We start from the raw sequence: 16,213 nt of genomic DNA, 5'->3' as shown, positions 1-16,213 counted from the left end.
TTGCCCGGCGGCGTCGGTCGCCGCCGGGCGTCAGCAGACGGCGGGCGTCAGCAGCCCGCGGGTGTCAGCAGCCCGCAGGCGTCAGCAGCCCGCAGGCGTCACGACCCGATGAACTCAGTAGCCGGCGAACGCGTCGGTGCGGATCCGCTTCGCCCCGGCACCGCGCAGGGCGCCGCGGACCGAGTCGACGAACGACGGCGACCCGGAGACGTAGCCCACGCGGCGGCCGGCGTCCGGCACCGCGTCCGCGAGCAGCTCGGCGGTCAGTCGGCCTGTGACGTGCGACCACCGTGCGGGCAGGTCGGTCGGCGCCTCCTTCGAGCAGAGCACGACCCGGGCCCCCGACTCCTGCAGCAGGTCGCGGTACGCGACCTCGGCGAGGCTCGGCGCGGCGACCACGACGACGACGTCGCGCCGCGGACCGTCCGCGAGCGAGCGGAGCTGACTGGCGAACGGGGTGATCCCGATGCCGCCCGCAACCAGCAGCAGCGGCACGGTGGGATCGGCCGGCAGGACGAAGTCACCGCCGACGCTCGTCGCCCGGAGCGAGTCGCCGGGCCCCAGCGCGGCGAGGGCGCGCTTGAAGCTGCTCGCCTTCTCCGGCATCCGCAGGGCGATCGCGATCTCGCCGTCGGACGGAGCGGAGGAGACCGAGAAGGTGCGCCGGCTGCCCCGGCTGTCGGCGCGGTGCGGCAGGTCGAGCTCGAGCCACTGGCCCGGCTCGAAGGCCAGCGGCGAGCGGGAGCGGAAGCGGTACTCCGCGATGCCCGGCGCCAGCACGCGGGTCGAGGCGAGCTCGAGCGTGTGCCGCCGACGCTGGCGGAACGCGAAGGCGAACGCGAGGGCGTTGCCGACCACGAGACCCAGCTCCGGAGTGGCGGAGACGACGCCGATGTGGAAGGGGACGCTCGCCACGAGCGCTGCGACGACCGCGATGAGCAGCTGCTGCGAGCGGCGCGGCGCGAGCGTGAGCGGCTCCGTCAGCATGAAGGCGCCGGCGAAGACGAAGGGGTAGGCCGTGAGGACCAGGGCCGCCGCGGCGCCGAGGTCCTGGCCGTTCTGCACCGCCTGCTGCACGGACACCCCGCCGGCGACGACGACGAAGACGGCGAAGACGGCCCAGCGGCGGACCCGCGCGACGATCAGGAGGGAACCCACGACGACGAACGGCCAGATCGCGCCACTGGCGATCCACCAGGCTCCGGCGTTGAGCCCGGTGAAGCCGATGATCAGCACGGCGACCGCGGCCGGGTTGAAGAGGTGGCGGCCCCGCCAGGCCAGGACGTACTTGGACGCGGCGGCGATCGCGCCGACGAGCGCGATCACGGCGAGCCCGCGAGGATCGGCCGTCGGGAAGAGCAGGCAGGCGATCAGCAGACCGGTGACGAGCGAGGACTCCAGGTGCGCGCGGCTGCGGAACAGCCGCGCGAGGACCGCGCTGACCAGGGCCGTCGAGGCGACGGCGACGAGCGTCGTGCCGAGGATCTCGAGCGGCGTCGAGAAGATCAGGCCGGCTGCGGCGTAGCCGACGGCGACGAGCAGGAGCGCGGCGAGCGTCATCCAGACCAGCCGGTAGGTGGTGACGCGGCCGAGGGCGCGGTCGAAGGTGCCGATCATCGGAAGACCTCTCCGGGGAAGGAAGGCGAGTAGTGGAGGGTGCCGTCGCTGCGGACGCGGACGAACTCGAAGTCGAAGCGCTCGGCGAGGGCCTCGGGCGGACAGACGAACAGCGCGGTCGCGAGCCCGTCGGCGACGAGGGCCGTGTCGGCCACCGCCCAGGCGGCGACGATGCTCTCGACCGGAGCTCCGGTCCGCCCGTCGAGGACGTGGTGGAGGCCGCTGCCCCAGGCGCGGCGGTTGCTCGCCGAGCCGCAGAGCGCGCGGTCGCCGGGCACCGCCACTCCCAGTGCGCTGCTCGGGTCCCACGGGTGCTCGAGGCCGACCCGGACGGGTCCGGCTCCGATGCCCCGGAGGTCGCCGCTCGCGTCGACGACGGCGGGCCCGACTCCGTCGAGCTCCTCGAGGACGAGGTCGACGAGCTGGCCCTTGCCCGCGGCGCCGACGTCGACGACGGTCCCGGGCTCGACCCGCAGTCCCGCCGCCCCGCGTCGGGCGGCGGCCCAGGAGGGAGCGGGGACGGCGGGTCCGCGCGGGACGAGGGTGTACGCGGAGTCGTAGCCGAGCTGCTCGAGAGAGCCGCCGACGAAGGGGGTGACCGCCCCGCCGGTCAGCTCGTCGAGCACGTCGTACAGTGCGAAGAGGTCGGCCGCCTCGTCGGGGAAGACGTGCTCGCCTCCGACCCGCAGCTGCGAGACGGCGGAGTCGTCACGGAACCGCGACCAGGTGCGGTCGTACTCCGCGATGCGCGCCTCGACCCGCGAGCGGTGGGAGGGCTCGAGCGGCTCGGCGGTGTCGATCTGCCAGCCGGTGCCGATCGCGTCGAACCGCCACGCGTGGCCGAGGACCGTCGGGGCGTCAGGCCGTGGCATCGGCCTTGATGGTCTCGACGGCGTCGTTGAAGCCGCCGGAGGTGAGGGAGGACCCCGACACCTTGGAGACCTTCAGCTCGTCGAGCTGCTTGCCGACGACCTCGCCCGCGATGCCGCCCGCGAAGCGCGACTGGTACTGCTGGCCGGTGGGGTTCTCCGACTCCGGGGTCACGGTCACGTCGGTGACGACGCCGTCGGCGAGGGTCAGCGAGACGCCCACCTTCTCGTTCCCTCCGGGCGAGGTGTAGGCGCCCTCGGCCTCGTAGGTGCCGTCGGCGTAGCTGCTGCCGCTCGCGGCGGAGGACGCGGCGCCGGTCGCCTCGGGGGCGGAGCTGGTGGCGGTGCTCGGAGCGGTGGTGGTCGCCGCGTCGGCGGCGTCGCTCCCGGTCGTGGTGGTGCTGGAGCAGGCGGCGAGCGCGGCGAGGGTGCCGGCGCCGGCGAGGAGGGTCAGGGCGTAGCGGGCGGGAGTCGTGGTCTTCGCGGTCATGTCTGTTCTCCTGGTCAAGGCGGACGCGGCGGATCCGACGGTAGAGGTGCTCGCTTCGAGCACCCGATGAGGCGGCGGTGCGGAGCCGGTGAGCCGGGCCGCGGGCGTCGCTTCCTCCAGGACAACGGCGGCGGTCCCGGTTCGGTTCAGCGCTCGTCCAACGGGCGTGTCAGCGCAGGAGTGCGGCGACCACTCCGGGCAGGTGCTCCGCGATGTCGAGCGCGGCGATCGGGCCGCCGGCGGAGGCGCTCCGTCCGGCCTCCGCGTGCAGGACGGCGGCCGCGGCGGCCACGGGGGCGAGGTCCTCCGCGGTCAGAGTCGCCCCGGCCGCCTCGGCGTCCGCGGCCCGACCGGCGAGGAGTGCGCCGAGCACGCCGCCGAGGACGTCGCCGCTGCCCGCGGTCGCCAGCCAGGGCGTGGATCCGGAGACCTCGAGCTCGACGCCGCCCGCGACGACGTGGGTGGTGCCGCCCTTGAGGAGCACGCAGACTCCGAGGCCGTCCGCCGCCCGGCGCGCCCACTCCCCCGGGGCCTCGGCGATCGTCGCGGCGTCCGCGTCCAGACCCGCTCGGCCGAGCACTCCGGCGAGCTCGCGGTAGTGCGGCGTGATGACGACCGGGCCTGCGGCCTCGTCGATCAGGTCGAGCGCGCCCGCGTCGAGCACCACCGGGACTCCCGAGTGCAGCTGCTCGATCAGGGTGCGCCGCTCCTCGTCGCTGCGGTCCTCGGCGCTGGTGCCGGAGCCGACGAGCCAGGCCTGCACGCGCCCCACCGCGGTCACGACCTCCGGCCGCCGGGCGAGCACCAGTCCCGCGGGCCGCTCCGGTCCGAGGTACCGGACCATGCCGACTCCCGTCCGCACCGCCGCCTCGACGCCGAGCACCGCCGCTCCCGGGTACCGCTCCGACCCGGTCGCGATCCCCAGCACCCCGCGCGTGTACTTGTCGTCGTCCTCCCGCGGCACCCTGATGCTCCGCGCCGCCTCCGCCGTCCCGACCCGCTCACCCATCCCGCCACCCTACGTCGCCCTGCGACGGAGCCGCCCGGTGCCGGCGCAGCCGCACTGATGCCGGCGCGGCGCACTGGTGCCGGCGCAGCCGCACCCCTCTCCCCTTTCTCCAGGGGGGCGCGTGTGCTGGAGGGGGCAGTCGCTGGGCGGAGGAGGAAGCGGTACCGGCGGTACCGCGCCCGACGACAACGCCGCGAACGCCCCCTCCAGCACCCGTGGGCGCGGGCCGAGGAGGGGTCGGATGCAAGGCGGAGGAGGAAGCGATACCGGCGGTATCGCGCCCGACGACAACGCCCCCTCCAGCACCCGCGGGCGCGGGCCGAGGAGGGGTCGGATGCAAGGCGGAGGAGGAAGCGATACCGGCGGTATCGCGCCCGACGACAACGCCGCAGACGGCCCCTCCGCGGCCCGCGCCTAGCGGCGGGTGGCGTCGTCGACTTCGCCGACGAGCTCCTCGATGATGTCCTCGAGGAACAGCACTCCGGTGGCGCGGCCCTGCTCGTCGAACGCGCGGGCGAGGTGGGCGCCGGTGCGCCGCATGATCGCGAGGGCGTCCTCGAGGTCGGTGGCCTCGAAGATCGAGGCGAGCTGGCGGATGCGCTTGGCGGGGACGGGGAGGCGGAACTTGGCGCCCTCCGTGTCGCCGTCGAGGTCGAGGACGTCCTTGAGGTGGATGTAGCCCTCGGGGGTGCCGTCCTCGCCGAGGATCACGTAGCGCGAGAAGCCGTGCTTGGCGACGGCGCGCTCGACGTCGGCGGGGGTCGCTCCGCTGGGGAGGCTGACGATCCCGTCGAGGGGCAGGGCGACGTCGTGGACCTTCTTCTCGGTGAACTCGAACGCGGCGAGGAGGGTCCCGGTCGAGTCGCGGAGCGTGCCCTCGCGGGTGGACTGGTCGACGATCGTCTGCACCTCCTCGAGCGTGAAGGTGCTGTTCGCCTCGTCCTTGGGCTCCACCTTGAAGAGGCGGAGCACTCCGTTCGAGACCGCGTTGAGGGCGACGATGATCGGGCGGAGGACCCGGGCGATGGCGACGAGCGGCGGCGCCAGGAGGAGCACGGCGCGGTCGGGCATCGAGAACGAGATGTTCTTGGGGACCATCTCGCCGAGCACCACGTGCAGGAACGACACGATCAGCAGCGTGATGACGAAGGCGACGGTGCCGGAGAGCTCGTCGGGAATGCCGACGGCGTGCAGCGGCACCTCGAGCAGGTGGTGGATCGCCGGCTCGCTCACGTTGAGGATCAGCAGCGAGCAGACGGTGATGCCCAGCTGCGTGGTCGCGAGCATCAGTGTGGCGTGCTCCATCGCGGCGAGCGCGGTGATCGCGCTGCGGCGTCCGCTCTCCGCGAGGGGCTCGATCTGGGAGCGGCGCGCGGAGATGACCGCGAACTCCGCTCCGACGAAGAAGGCGTTCGCGGCGAGGAGCACCACGAGCCAGGCGATTCCGGCCCAGTCACTCATCGTCGGACTCCTTCCGTCCGCGGTGTCCGCGGGCGACGTCGGCGAGCGGGTCGGGGATCCCGTCGGGATCCGCGTCGGGATCGGGCGTGAAGCGGAGGCGGTCGATGCGGCGGCCGTCCAGGCGCTCGACGCGCAGAGACCCGCCCTCGACGTCGACCCGGTCGCCGACGGCGGGGAGGCGGCCGAGCTCGCTCATCACGAATCCGGCGACCGTCTCGTAGGGCCCCTCCTCGGGGATGTGCACGCCGGCGCGGTCGAGGACCTCGTCGGGGCGGAGCATGCCGGGGAAGGTGGTGGAGCCGGGGAGCTTGACCACGTCGGCCCGGGAGCGGTCGTGCTCGTCGGCGACCTCGCCGACCAGCTCCTCGACCAGGTCCTCGAGCGTGGCGACGCCCGCCGTCCCGCCGTACTCGTCGACGACGACCGCGAGCTGGAAGCCGCGTCCGCGCAGCTCGGTGAGCAGCACGTCGAGCTTCATGGTCTCGGGGACGCGGAGCGGCTCGGAGCGCAGCGCCGTGACCGGGACGTCGGACCTCTTGCCGCGGGGCACGGCGACGGCCTGCTTGACGTGCACGACTCCGACGATGTCGTCGATGTCGTCGTCCGTGATCGGGAAGCGCGAGAACCCGGTGGTTCGGGCGAGGTCGAGCACGTCCTGCGCGGTGCTCGCGCGCTCGACCGTCGACAGGCGCAGGCGCGGCGTCATCACGTCGCCCGCGGTGAGGGCGGAGAAGCGGAGGGTGCGCCCGAGCAGGTCGGCCGTGTCCTCCTCGAGCAGTCCGGCACTGGCGGAGTGGCGCACGAGGCTCGAGAGCTCCTCGGCGCTGCGGGCGCCCGAGAGCTCCTCCTTCGGCTCGATGCCGACCAGGCGCAGCAGGGCGTTCGCGCTGCCGTTCAGCAGGGCGACGGCCGGGCGGAACACCGTCGTGAACGCGGTCTGCAGCGGCACGACGAGCTTCGCGGTCGCCCGCGGCAGGGCGAGGGCGAAGTTCTTGGGGACCAGCTCGCCGAGGATCATCGACAGCAGGGTCGCGATGACGATGGCGACCACCGTCATGACCGGCGCGAGCGCCTCCTCCGGGATGCCGAGTCCGCTGAACGGCTCCTGGAGCAGCGTCGAGAGGGCGGGCTCCATCGTGTAGCCGGTGAGCAGCGTCGTGAGGGTGATGCCCAGCTGCGCGCTCGAGAGGTGCGTGGAGGTGACGCGCAGGGCCGCGATGGTCATGCCCAGGCGCGTCTCGCCGCGGTCGCGACGGGCTTCGAGATCGGCCCGGTCGAGGTTCACCAGCGCGAACTCGCTGGCGACGAAGACGCCGGTCCCCAGGGTCAGCAGCAGGCCGACTCCGAGCAGGAGCCACTCAGTTCCCACGGTGGTCGCCCCCGGTCACGAGAGGGAGGTGCGAGGAGGGCCGGACGGGGCGGGCCGGCGGAGCGGCGGACCGTGAGCGGCGAGCGGGAGTCCGAGGAGCACTGCAGTGAGCGGAACAGGCCGGATGCGCAGAGGGAGGGTCGTCCATTGTGGCGCCGAGTCTACCCGCCGCGGAGCGCCGCCGGGCGTGCTCCGATGCCGCGGCTCAGAGCCACTTCTTCCGCTTGAACACCGCGTAGAGCGCGAAGCCGAACAGCACCATCAGGCCCAGCGCCCAGGGGTAGCCGAGGCGCCAGTGCAGCTCCGGCATGTCGTCGAAGTTCATCCCGTAGATGCCGGCCACGAGCGTCGGGGCGAAGAGGATCGCCGCCCACGAGGAGATCTTGCGGACCACGTCGTTCTGGGCGAGCCCGGTCTCGGTCTGCCGGCGCGAGACGAGCGTCGAGTGCACCGTGAGCGCCTTGTCGAGGATCGCGCGCAGGGAGTCGACCGCCTCCGTCACGCGGATGGTGTGGTCGAGCACGTCGCGGAGTGACCGGCGCAGCTCGATCCGCTCCGGCGAGGGCGAGGGCTCCCCCTCCACGGGCGTCGACTCCTGCAGCAGCTCGTGCAGCAGGGCGGTCAGCGGCTGCACCGAGCGCTGGAAGTGGATGACCTCGCGCGAGAGCCGGTAGATGCGCTCCGAGAGCCCGTCGTCCGAGTCGTCGCCGAAGAGCTGGTCCTCGATCTCGTCCACGTCGCCCTGGACGCCGAACACCACCGGCGCGTACTCGTCGACGACCTGGTCGAGGATCGCGTAGAGCACCGCTTCGGGCCCGCGGGCGAGGAGGGCCGGATCCTCCTCCAGGCGGCGGCGCACGCGGGCGAGGTCCGGGGAATCGGCGTGCCGGATGGTGACCACGAAGTCGGGGCCGACGAAGACGTGCAGCTCGCCGAAGACGACCGTCTCGGCGGCGTCCGCGTAGCGCGCCGGCCGCAGCACGACGAAGAGCCCGTCGTCGTAGCGCTCGAGCTTGGCCCGCTGGTGCCCGCTCAGCGCGTCCTCGACGGCGAGCGGGTGCAGCCCGAACTCCTCGGCGACCGCCTCGACCTCCTCGCGCGTCGGGCGGTAGAGGCCGATCCAGGCCATGCCGTGCTCGTCGCGCATCAGCTCGAAGGTGTCCTCGAGCGAGTCGGGGTTCCGGATGCGGCGGCCGCCGACGTACACGGCGTTGTCGACGATGGTCATGGGCTCGGTTCTAGCACGCGGCGCCCGCTCACCAGCTGACCGGCAGCGCCTTGCCCTCCTCGTAGCCCGCGGCCGACTGCAGGCCCACGTGCGCCCGCTCGTGGAAGTCGGCCACGCTCCGGGCTCCGGCGTAGGTGAAGGACGAGCGGACCCCCGACGTGATCATGTCGAGCAGGTCCTCGACCGAGGGCCGCAGCGGATCGAGGTAGATGGTGGAGGAGGAGATGCCCTCGGCGAAGAGGCGCTTGCGGGCGAGCTCGTACGCGTCGAGGCGGTCGAAGCGCTCCTGCACCGCCTTGGCCGAGGCCATGCCCCAGCTCTCCTTGTAGACCCGGCCGGCCGCGTCGCTGCGCAGCTCCCCTGGCGCCTCGATCGTGCCGGCGAACCAGGAGCCGATCATCACGGAGGCGGCGCCCGCGGCCAGCGCGAGGGCGACGTCGCGCGGGTAGCGCACCCCGCCGTCCGCCCAGACGTGGGCGCCCAGCTCGTGCGCGCGCTCGGCGGTCTCGAGGACGGCCGAGAACTGCGGGCGGCCGACCGCGGTCATCATCCGGGTGGTGCACATCGCGCCGGGGCCGACGCCGACCTTGAGGATGTCCGCTCCCGCGTCGACGAGGTCGTGCACCGCGTCGGCCGTGACGACGTTGCCCGCCGCGATCGGCACTCCGAGATCGAGCGCGGAGACCGTCCGGAGCGCCCGGAGCATCCCCTCCTGGTGGCCGTGCGCGGTGTCGAGGACGAGGACGTCGACGCCCGCGGAGACGAGCGCGCGCGCCTTCGCCTCGACGTCGCCGTTGATGCCGATCGCCGCCGCGACGCGCAGACGCCCGTCCGCGTCGAGCGCCGGGTCGTAGACGGTGGAGCGGAGGGCGCCGGTGCGCGACAGCGTGCCGACCAGGGCGCCGTGGTGCAGCACCGGGGCGAAGTCGAGGTCGGCGGCCACCATGAGGTCGAAGGCGGCCCGCGCGGTGGGCACGTCGTCGGCGTCGATCGAGGGGGTGGCGGAGTGCACCAGGTCGCCCAGGCGCGCGTCCGGCAGCGCGGTCGCCAGGCGCGCGGCCGGGACGCAGCCGAGGATCGCGCCGCCCTCCTCCTGCACCACGAAGCCGTGGCCGGCGACGGCCGGCAGGATGCGCAGCGCCTCCTCCACGGTCGTCGCCGGCGAGGCGGTGAGGGCGCCGGAGAAAGCGACCGGCTGGCGCTTCACCCAGCGGATCGCGGCGTCCAGCGCCTGCAGGGGCATGTCCTGCGGGAGGACGCCGAGCCCGCCCCGGCGCGCGAGCGTCGCTGCGAGGCGCTGACCGGTGACCGAGTTCATGTTGGAGGAGACGACGGGGATCGTCGCCCCGGTGCCGTCGCCCGGGGCGAGCGAGACGTCGAGGCGGCTCGTCACCGACGAGCGGCCGGGGACGAGGAAGACGTCCGAGTAGGTGAGGTCGCCTGAGGGTGTTCCGCCGGAGAAACGCATGGGGGAAACGCTACTCCGGCGCGGCCCCGGGTCGGCCGTGCAGGGAACGGGGCTAGGCTTGGCGACCGGGACGGGACCAGGCGACGGCACCGGTTCCCGCTGGTGCGAGGACGACCTCCTCCGCCGCGGTGGCAGGCGCCGAGGGATGCGACGGGCCCGTCCGGATGATCGAGGACGAATCAACGGAGAGAGTGGGCGATCGGCTGTGTCGAGCCAGTTGACCGGAGCAGGAACAGAGCAGGGCGCGGAGGACTTCGGAGCCAACGAATGGCTCGTGGAGGAGCTGTACGAGCAGTACAGCGCCGACCGCGCCTCGGTGGACGAGTCCTGGTGGCCCATCCTGGAGCGCTACGGCGCCCAGCTCGCGAACTCCGGCAAGGACGCTCCGGCTCCGGCTCCCGCCGCGGCCCCCGCGCCCGCCGCCTCGAAGCCCGCCGCTGCCGCCGAGCGCGTCTCGTCGAGCGGCGGAGGCGCCGTGACCCATCCCGCCGCGGCCTCCTCCTCCGAGTCGACCCCCGCCTCCCGCACCACGTCGAAGCAGCCGAAGGCGCAGCCGATCCCGGCCGACGCTCCGGTGAGCAAGCCCTCCGCCGAGGACTCGACGCCGGACGAGGACGTCGTCACCCCGCTCCGCGGCATGGCGAAGAGCCTCGCGACCAACATGGACGCCAGCCTCAGCATCCCCACCGCGACGAGCGTCCGCACGATCCCGGCGAAGCTGATGATCGACAACCGCATCGTCATCAACAACCACCTGCGCCGCACCCGCGGCGGCAAGGTCTCGTTCACGCACCTGATCGGCTGGGCGCTCATCCGCGCGCTCAAGGACTTCCCGAGCCAGAACGTGTTCTACGACGAGGTCGACGGCAAGCCCGCGGTCGTCGCCCCGGCGCACGTCAACCTCGGCATCGCGATCGACATGCCGAAGCCCGACGGCACGCGCGCCCTGCTCGTGCCGAGCATCAAGCGCGCCGACACGCTGAGCTTCACGGCCTACCTCTCGGCCTACGAGGACCTGGTCAAGCGCGCGCGCGGCAACAAGCTCGTCGCCGGCGACTTCGCGGGCACCACGCTCTCGCTGACGAACCCCGGCGGCATCGGCACGGTCCACTCCGTCCCCCGCCTGATGAAGGGCCAGGGCTGCATCATCGGAGCCGGCGCCCTCGAGTACCCGGCGGAGTTCCAGGGCGCGTCCGAGAAGACGCTGGTCGAGCTGGGCATCGGCAAGACCATCACCCTGACCTCGACCTACGACCACCGCGTCATCCAGGGCGCCGGCTCGGGCGAGTTCCTCAAGATCGTGCACGAGCTCCTGCTCGGCGGCCGCGGCTTCTACGAGGACATCTTCGCCGCGCTGCGCATCCCCTACGACCCGATCCACTGGTCCACGGACATCGCCGTCGACCTCGCCGAGCGCGTCTCCAAGACCGCCCGCGTGCAGGAGCTCATCAACTCGTTCCGCGTCCGCGGGCATCTGATGGCCGACGTCGACCCGCTGGAGTACGTGCAGCGCTCGCACCCCGACCTCGCCATCGAGAGCCACGGCCTCACCTTCTGGGATCTCGATCGCGAGTTCGTCACGGACGGCTTCGGCGGCAAGCGCCAGCTCAAGCTGCGCGACATCCTCGGGATCCTTCGCGACTCGTACTGCCGCACCGTCGGCGTCGAGTACATGCACATCCAGGACCCGGAGCAGCGCGCCTGGATGCAGCAGAAGCTCGAGCGCGGCTACGAGAAGCCGGGCCACGACGAGCAGCTGCGCATCCTGGGCAAGCTCAACGAGGCCGAGGCCTTCGAGACCTTCCTGCAGACCAAGTACGTGGGCCAGAAGCGCTTCTCGCTCGAGGGCGGGGAGTCGCTCATCGCGCTGCTCGACGCCGTCCTGCAGGGCGCGGCCGACGAGCACCTCGACGAGGTCGCGATCGGCATGGCCCACCGCGGCCGCCTGAACGTGCTGACCAACATCGCCGGCAAGACCTACGGCCAGATCTTCCGCGAGTTCGAGGGCACCCAGGACCCGCGCACGGTCCAGGGCTCCGGAGACGTGAAGTACCACCTCGGCACCGAGGGCACCTTCCGCGGCGCGGCGGGCGAGGAGATCCCGGTCTACCTGGCGGCGAACCCCTCGCACCTCGAGGCCGTGAACGGCGTGCTCGAGGGCATCGTCCGCGCCAAGCAGGACCGCAAGCCCATCGGCACCTTCACCACGCTGCCGATCCTCGTCCACGGCGACGCCGCGATGGCGGGCCAGGGCGTGGTGGTCGAGACCCTGCAGATGTCGCAGCTGCGCGCGTACCGCACCGGCGGCACGATCCACATCAACATCAACAACCAGGTCGGGTTCACGACTCCCCCTCACGAGGCCCGCACCTCGATCTACTCGACCGACGGCGCGAAGACGATCCAGGCGCCGATCTTCCACGTGAACGGCGACGACCCCGAGGCGGTCGTCCACGTCGGGCAGCTCGCGTTCGAGTACCGCCAGCGGTTCCACCGCGACGTGGTCATCGACCTGATCTGCTACCGCCGGCGCGGGCACAACGAGGGCGACGACCCCTCGATGACCCAGCCGCTGATGTACAGCCTGATCGAGGCCAAGCGCTCGGTCCGCAAGCTGTACACCGAGGCGCTCGTCGGCCGCGGCGACATCACCGAGGAGGAGTACGACCGCGCCCACCAGGACTTCCAGGACCGCCTGGAGCGCGCGTTCGCCGAGACCCACGCCGCGCAGACCGGCGCGATCCCCGTGATCACCGCCGACGGCGACTCCGTGGCCGACCTCGAGCTGCCCGACGCGCAGCAGGGCGAGGACTACCCGGGCGAGCCCGAGGTCACCGGCGTGAAGACCGAGGTCGTCACCCGCATCGGCGACGCGTTCACGACGCCCCCTGAGGGCTTCACCGTGCACCCCAAGCTCCAGCAGCTGCTGGCGAAGCGCCAGGAGATGAGCCGCTCCGGCTCCATCGACTGGGCCTTCGGCGAGCTGCTCGCGCTCGGCTCGCTGCTGCTCGAGGACACCCCGGTGCGCCTCGTCGGCCAGGACACGCGCCGCGGGACCTTCGTCCAGCGCCACGCTGTCCTCCACGACCGCGAGAACGGCCAGGAGTGGCTGCCGCTGATGAACCTGTCCGACCAGCAGGCCCGGCTCTGGATCTACGACTCGCTGCTCTCGGAGTACGCGGCGATGGCGTTCGAGTACGGCTACTCGGTGGAGCGGCCCGACTCGCTCGTGCTGTGGGAGGCGCAGTTCGGCGACTTCGCGAACGGCGCCCAGATCGTGATCGACGAGTTCATCTCCTCGGCCGAGCAGAAGTGGGGCCAGCGCTCGTCGCTCGTGCTCCTGCTTCCGCACGGCTACGAGGGCCAGGGCCCCGACCACTCGTCGGCCCGGATCGAGCGCTACCTGCAGATGTGCGCGGAGCGGAACATGACCGTCGCGCGCCCGTCGACGCCGGCGTCCTACTTCCACCTGCTGCGCCGCCAGGCCTACTCCCGGCCCCGCCGCCCGCTGATCGTCTTCACCCCGAAGGCGATGCTGCGCCTGCGCGGAGCCTCGAGCCCGGTCGAGGACTTCACCTCGGGCCGCTTCCAGCCGGTGATCGACGACGCGCGGATCCAGGACGCCTCCGCCGTGAAGCGCGTCCTGCTCCACGCCGGCAAGGTCCACTACGACCTCAAGGCGGAGCTCGAGAAGAAGCCCGACGACGGCATCGCGCTGGTCCGGGTCGAGCAGTACTACCCGGCGCCGATCGAGGAGCTGCGCGGCATCGCCGAGCGGTACCCGGACGCGGAGCTCGTCTGGGTGCAGGACGAGCCCGAGAACCAGGGCGCCTGGCCGTTCATGGCCCTCGAGGTCGCTCCGAAGCTGGGCCGGTCCATGCGCGTGGTCTCGCGGCCGTCCGCGGCCTCCCCCGCGGCCGGCTCGGCCAAGCGGCACGCCTCCGAGCAGGCCGACCTGCTGTCGCGGGCGCTCACCCGCTGACCCGCGGTCCGCACGACGCGGTCGGGCCCGTCGGAACCTCGTGTTCCGGCGGGCCCGTCGCGTTGCAGGCGGACCGTGCCTGACCGCAGGCCCGCAGAGACCGGCAGGAGCGCGCGCGACGTGCGGGTGCCGCGGCACCCGGAGGCCGCCGGACACGACGGAGCCCCGGCCCTTCGAGGGCCCGCGGTGCGCGGGAGGTCTCGAACGGCCGGGGCTCCCCGGGTCGTGCGGCGCCTAGAGGCGGGCGGGCGCCTGGGAGTGCGCGGCGTGCTCGTCGCGGAGCATGCCGAGCACCTGGGCGCGGAGGTCCTCCGGCGCCGTCTCCTTGCAGGCCCGCTGCACGGCGACCGTCAGCACCACGCCGACCTTCGCCTCATCGGCGCAGTCGACGCATCCCGCCATGTGCTCGCGGATGTCGGCGGCGTCCTCCTTGCACAGCTCGTTGTGGAGGTACTCCTCGAGCTCGGCCTTCGCCTTCGTGCAGCCGCTGTCGGTCATTTCGTGCTCCCGGAAGTGAATGCGGCGCGGAATCCGCGCTCGCGTGCGTAGTCGGTGAGTCGTTCGCGCAGCATGCGCCGGCCGCGGTGCAGCCGGCTCATGACGGTCCCGACGGGGGTCTTCATGATGTCCGCGATCTCCTGGTAGGAGAAGCCTTCGACATCGGCGAAGTAGACGGCGAGCCGGAAGTCCTCCGGGATCGCCTGGAGCGCCTCCTTCACCGCGGTGTCGGGGAGGTGGTCGATCGCCTCCGCCTCGGCCGAGCGGCTGGAGGTGGCCGTGGTCGACTCGGCGCCGCCCAGCTGCCAGTCCTCGAGCTCGTCGATCGCGCTCTGGTAGGGCTCGCGCTGCTTCTTGCGGTACGAGTTGATGAACGTGTTCGTGAGGATGCGGTAGAGCCAGGCCTTCAGGTTGGTGCCCTGCTCGAACTGGCGGAACGCGCCGAACGCCTTCGCGAACGTCTCCTGCACGAGGTCCTGCGCGTCGGAGGGGTTCTTCGTCATCCGCAGACCGGCCGCGTAGAGCTGGTCGATGAAGGGCAGCGCCTGCTGCTCGAAGAGGGAGCGGAGATCGACGGGAGCCTCGACCGGGGCGTCGTCCAGCGACTCCTCGACGGTCTCCACGATCGTCTGCTCCGCGTCGGCGGGCTCGGGAGCCTCGTCGGCGGGGGTGGTGCGGGGTTCGTCGTCGCGAGTCATCACGAGCGATTCTAGAGCGGCGGCGCGGCGGACGACCGGGGTTGCGGCACGAGGGCGCCTCCGGGCGACGGGCCTGCTGCTCCGGAGGACCGGGGGTGCTGCCGTCATGCTCCGCCTCCGTCACGCTCCTGACGACGCCCTGCGCGCCGACTATCCTGACAACCGATGGTCTTCTCGCGTTATTCCGCCCCCGAGTTCGATCCGTACGGCGACGCCCGTGCGCTCCCCGGCGACGACGCCTGGCCCGCACCCCTCGCGGCCGGCGCTCTCGACGCCGAGGTCGGCCTGCCCGGCTCCAAGTCGCTGACCAACCGGGAGCTGGTGCTCGCCGCTCTGGCGGACGGACCCTCCACGCTGCGGGCGCCGCTGCACTCCCGCGACAGCGCCCTGATGATCGAGGCGCTGCGCTCGCTCGGCACCACGATCCGGGAGTCCGGCTCGACCGGCGGCTTCGGCGCCGACCTGGTCGTGGAGCCCGCGGAGGAGCTGCTCGGCTCGACGACGATCGACTGCGGGCTCGCGGGCACCGTGATGCGCTTCGTCCCGCCGCTGGCCGGCCTCGCGCTCGGCCCCACCACCTTCGACGGCGACGCGTACGCGGCGAAGCGGCCGATGGGGGCGACGATCGCCTCCCTCCGCGCGCTCGGCGTCGACGTCGCCGACGACGGCCGCGGCGCGCTCCCCTTCACCGTCCACGGCTCCGGGGCCGTCCGGGGCGGCGACGTCGTCGTCGACGCCTCGCGGTCGAGCCAGTTCGTCTCGGCGCTCCTGCTGGCCGGCGCCCGCTTCGAGGAGGGACTGCACCTGCGCCATGAGGGCAGCGCCGTCCCCTCCCGGCCCCACATTGACATGACCGTCGCCGCACTGGCGGCACGGGGCGTCGAGGTCGGCACGCCCGCCGACGGCGAGTGGACCGTCGCGCCGCAGCCCATCGCCGGCGCCGACGTGCTGATCGAGCCCGACCTCTCGAACGCCGCGCCGTTCCTCGCTGCGGCCCTCGTCACGGGCGGCCGCGTCCGGCTTCGCCACTGGCCGGCCGTCACCACGCAGGTCGGGGCGCACCTCGAGCGGATCCTGCCGCTGTTCGGCGCCCGCGTCGAGCGCGACGGCGAGGACCTCGTGGTCACGGGCGGCGACGAGATCCTGGGCGTGGACCTCGACCTGTCGGAGGGAGGCGAGCTCGCCCCCGCCCTCGCCGCCCTCGCCGCGCTGGCCTCCACTCCCAGCACCCTGACCGGGATCGGCCACATCCGTCACCACGAGACGGACCGCCTCGCCGCCCTCGCCGCCGAGATCACCGGCCTCGGCGGCCGGGTCACGGAGCTCGAGGACGGTCTGCGCATCGAGCCCGCCGAGCTCCACGGCGGCCGCTGGCGCACCTACTCGGACCATCGCATGGCCCACGCCGGCGCCCTGATCGGCCTCGTGGTCCCCGGCGTGGTGATCGAGGACGTCGCGACGACAGCGAAGACCCTCCCCCAGTTCCCGGAACTGTGGACGACCCTCGCCGGATCGGTCTGACCC

Annotated in this window: 12 protein-coding genes; 2 read left to right on the top strand and 10 right to left on the bottom strand. The window is 72.8% G+C overall.

The annotated features are described in order from the left end of the window. Window positions 1–114: 114 nt before the first annotated feature. From C5C35_RS02085 to C5C35_RS02050, 8 genes are all read right to left on the bottom strand, one after another. Window positions 115–1,617, bottom strand: coding sequence for an oxidoreductase (locus tag C5C35_RS02085; protein WP_104262453.1), 1,503 nt, complete (start codon window positions 1,615–1,617; stop codon window positions 115–117). Further along, entirely contained in the window at window positions 1,614–2,489 is an 876-nt protein-coding gene (locus tag C5C35_RS02080) for an FAD:protein FMN transferase (RefSeq protein ID WP_104246649.1), read from the bottom strand. Before C5C35_RS02080 ends, C5C35_RS02085 begins: the two co-directional genes overlap by 4 nt. Continuing rightward, complete coding sequence (locus C5C35_RS02075) at window positions 2,476–2,976, bottom strand: FMN-binding protein (protein ID WP_104224453.1); 501 nt, start codon at window positions 2,974–2,976, stop codon at window positions 2,476–2,478. Before C5C35_RS02075 ends, C5C35_RS02080 begins: the two co-directional genes overlap by 14 nt. A gap of 169 nt (window positions 2,977–3,145) precedes the next feature. Then, entirely contained in the window at window positions 3,146–3,985 is an 840-nt protein-coding gene (locus C5C35_RS02070; protein WP_104262452.1) for an ADP/ATP-dependent (S)-NAD(P)H-hydrate dehydratase, read from the bottom strand. Between the two features lie 414 nt (window positions 3,986–4,399). Beyond that, window positions 4,400–5,446 (bottom strand): hemolysin family protein, encoded by a 1,047-nt coding sequence (locus C5C35_RS02065; protein WP_104224111.1) that lies wholly within the window; start codon window positions 5,444–5,446, stop codon window positions 4,400–4,402. Further along, window positions 5,439–6,815 (bottom strand): hemolysin family protein, encoded by a 1,377-nt coding sequence (locus C5C35_RS02060; RefSeq protein WP_104225499.1) that lies wholly within the window; start codon window positions 6,813–6,815, stop codon window positions 5,439–5,441. Before C5C35_RS02060 ends, C5C35_RS02065 begins: the two co-directional genes overlap by 8 nt. A 205-nt stretch (window positions 6,816–7,020) precedes the next feature. Beyond that, window positions 7,021–8,043 carry a magnesium/cobalt transporter CorA gene (gene corA, locus C5C35_RS02055; protein WP_104262451.1) on the bottom strand — a complete coding sequence of 341 codons (1,023 nt, stop codon included), beginning with the start codon at window positions 8,041–8,043 and terminating at the stop codon, window positions 7,021–7,023. A 28-nt stretch (window positions 8,044–8,071) separates the two neighbouring features. After that, window positions 8,072–9,511 carry a GuaB1 family IMP dehydrogenase-related protein gene (locus C5C35_RS02050; RefSeq protein ID WP_104246650.1) on the bottom strand — a complete coding sequence of 480 codons (1,440 nt, stop codon included), beginning with the start codon at window positions 9,509–9,511 and terminating at the stop codon, window positions 8,072–8,074. A gap of 205 nt (window positions 9,512–9,716) precedes the next feature. Here C5C35_RS02050 and C5C35_RS02045 point away from each other — a divergent pair, with 205 nt between their 5' ends. Further along, window positions 9,717–13,493, top strand: a complete 3,777-nt coding sequence (locus tag C5C35_RS02045) for a multifunctional oxoglutarate decarboxylase/oxoglutarate dehydrogenase thiamine pyrophosphate-binding subunit/dihydrolipoyllysine-residue succinyltransferase subunit (RefSeq protein ID WP_181134106.1) — start codon at window positions 9,717–9,719, stop codon at window positions 13,491–13,493. A 234-nt stretch (window positions 13,494–13,727) separates the two neighbouring features. On the opposite strand, the gene C5C35_RS02040 is transcribed toward C5C35_RS02045, so the two are convergent. Both C5C35_RS02040 and C5C35_RS02035 read right to left on the bottom strand, forming a co-directional pair. Next, the gene (locus tag C5C35_RS02040; RefSeq protein ID WP_104224116.1) at window positions 13,728–13,991 is read right to left on the bottom strand and encodes a zf-HC2 domain-containing protein; all 264 of its coding nucleotides are present in this window, start codon (window positions 13,989–13,991) and stop codon (window positions 13,728–13,730) included. Then, a complete protein-coding gene (locus tag C5C35_RS02035) occupies window positions 13,988–14,689 on the bottom strand; it encodes a sigma-70 family RNA polymerase sigma factor (protein WP_104224117.1) in 702 nt (233 codons plus the stop codon). Before C5C35_RS02035 ends, C5C35_RS02040 begins: the two co-directional genes overlap by 4 nt. Before the next feature lie 165 nt (window positions 14,690–14,854). Here C5C35_RS02035 and aroA point away from each other — a divergent pair, with 165 nt between their 5' ends. Continuing rightward, a complete protein-coding gene (gene aroA, locus C5C35_RS02030; protein ID WP_104225496.1) occupies window positions 14,855–16,210 on the top strand; it encodes a 3-phosphoshikimate 1-carboxyvinyltransferase in 1,356 nt (451 codons plus the stop codon). Window positions 16,211–16,213: the final 3 nt, after the last annotated feature.

This window comes from Rathayibacter sp. AY1F8 (assembly GCF_002932165.1).
Taxonomy (GTDB): Bacteria; Actinomycetota; Actinomycetes; order Actinomycetales; family Microbacteriaceae; genus Rathayibacter.
This window is presented reverse-complemented; position numbering and strand designations above follow the sequence as displayed.

What these genes read in the sequence shown, in the direction of transcription:
- C5C35_RS02085 (WP_104262453.1), bottom strand. Translation starts at nt 1,617, where the DNA reads ATGATCGGCACCTTCGACCGCGCCCTCGGCCGCGTCACCACCTACCGG.
- C5C35_RS02080 (WP_104246649.1), bottom strand. Translation starts at nt 2,489, where the DNA reads ATGCCACGGCCTGACGCCCCGACGGTCCTCGGCCACGCGTGGCGGTTC.
- C5C35_RS02075 (WP_104224453.1), bottom strand. Translation starts at nt 2,976, where the DNA reads ATGACCGCGAAGACCACGACTCCCGCCCGCTACGCCCTGACCCTCCTC.
- C5C35_RS02070 (WP_104262452.1), bottom strand. Translation starts at nt 3,985, where the DNA reads ATGGGTGAGCGGGTCGGGACGGCGGAGGCGGCGCGGAGCATCAGGGTG.
- C5C35_RS02065 (WP_104224111.1), bottom strand. Translation starts at nt 5,446, where the DNA reads ATGAGTGACTGGGCCGGAATCGCCTGGCTCGTGGTGCTCCTCGCCGCG.
- corA (WP_104262451.1), bottom strand. Translation starts at nt 8,043, where the DNA reads ATGACCATCGTCGACAACGCCGTGTACGTCGGCGGCCGCCGCATCCGG.
- C5C35_RS02050 (WP_104246650.1), bottom strand. Translation starts at nt 9,511, where the DNA reads ATGCGTTTCTCCGGCGGAACACCCTCAGGCGACCTCACCTACTCGGAC.
- C5C35_RS02040 (WP_104224116.1), bottom strand. Translation starts at nt 13,991, where the DNA reads ATGACCGACAGCGGCTGCACGAAGGCGAAGGCCGAGCTCGAGGAGTAC.
- C5C35_RS02035 (WP_104224117.1), bottom strand. Translation starts at nt 14,689, where the DNA reads ATGACTCGCGACGACGAACCCCGCACCACCCCCGCCGACGAGGCTCCC.
- aroA (WP_104225496.1), top strand. Translation starts at nt 14,855, where the DNA reads ATGGTCTTCTCGCGTTATTCCGCCCCCGAGTTCGATCCGTACGGCGAC.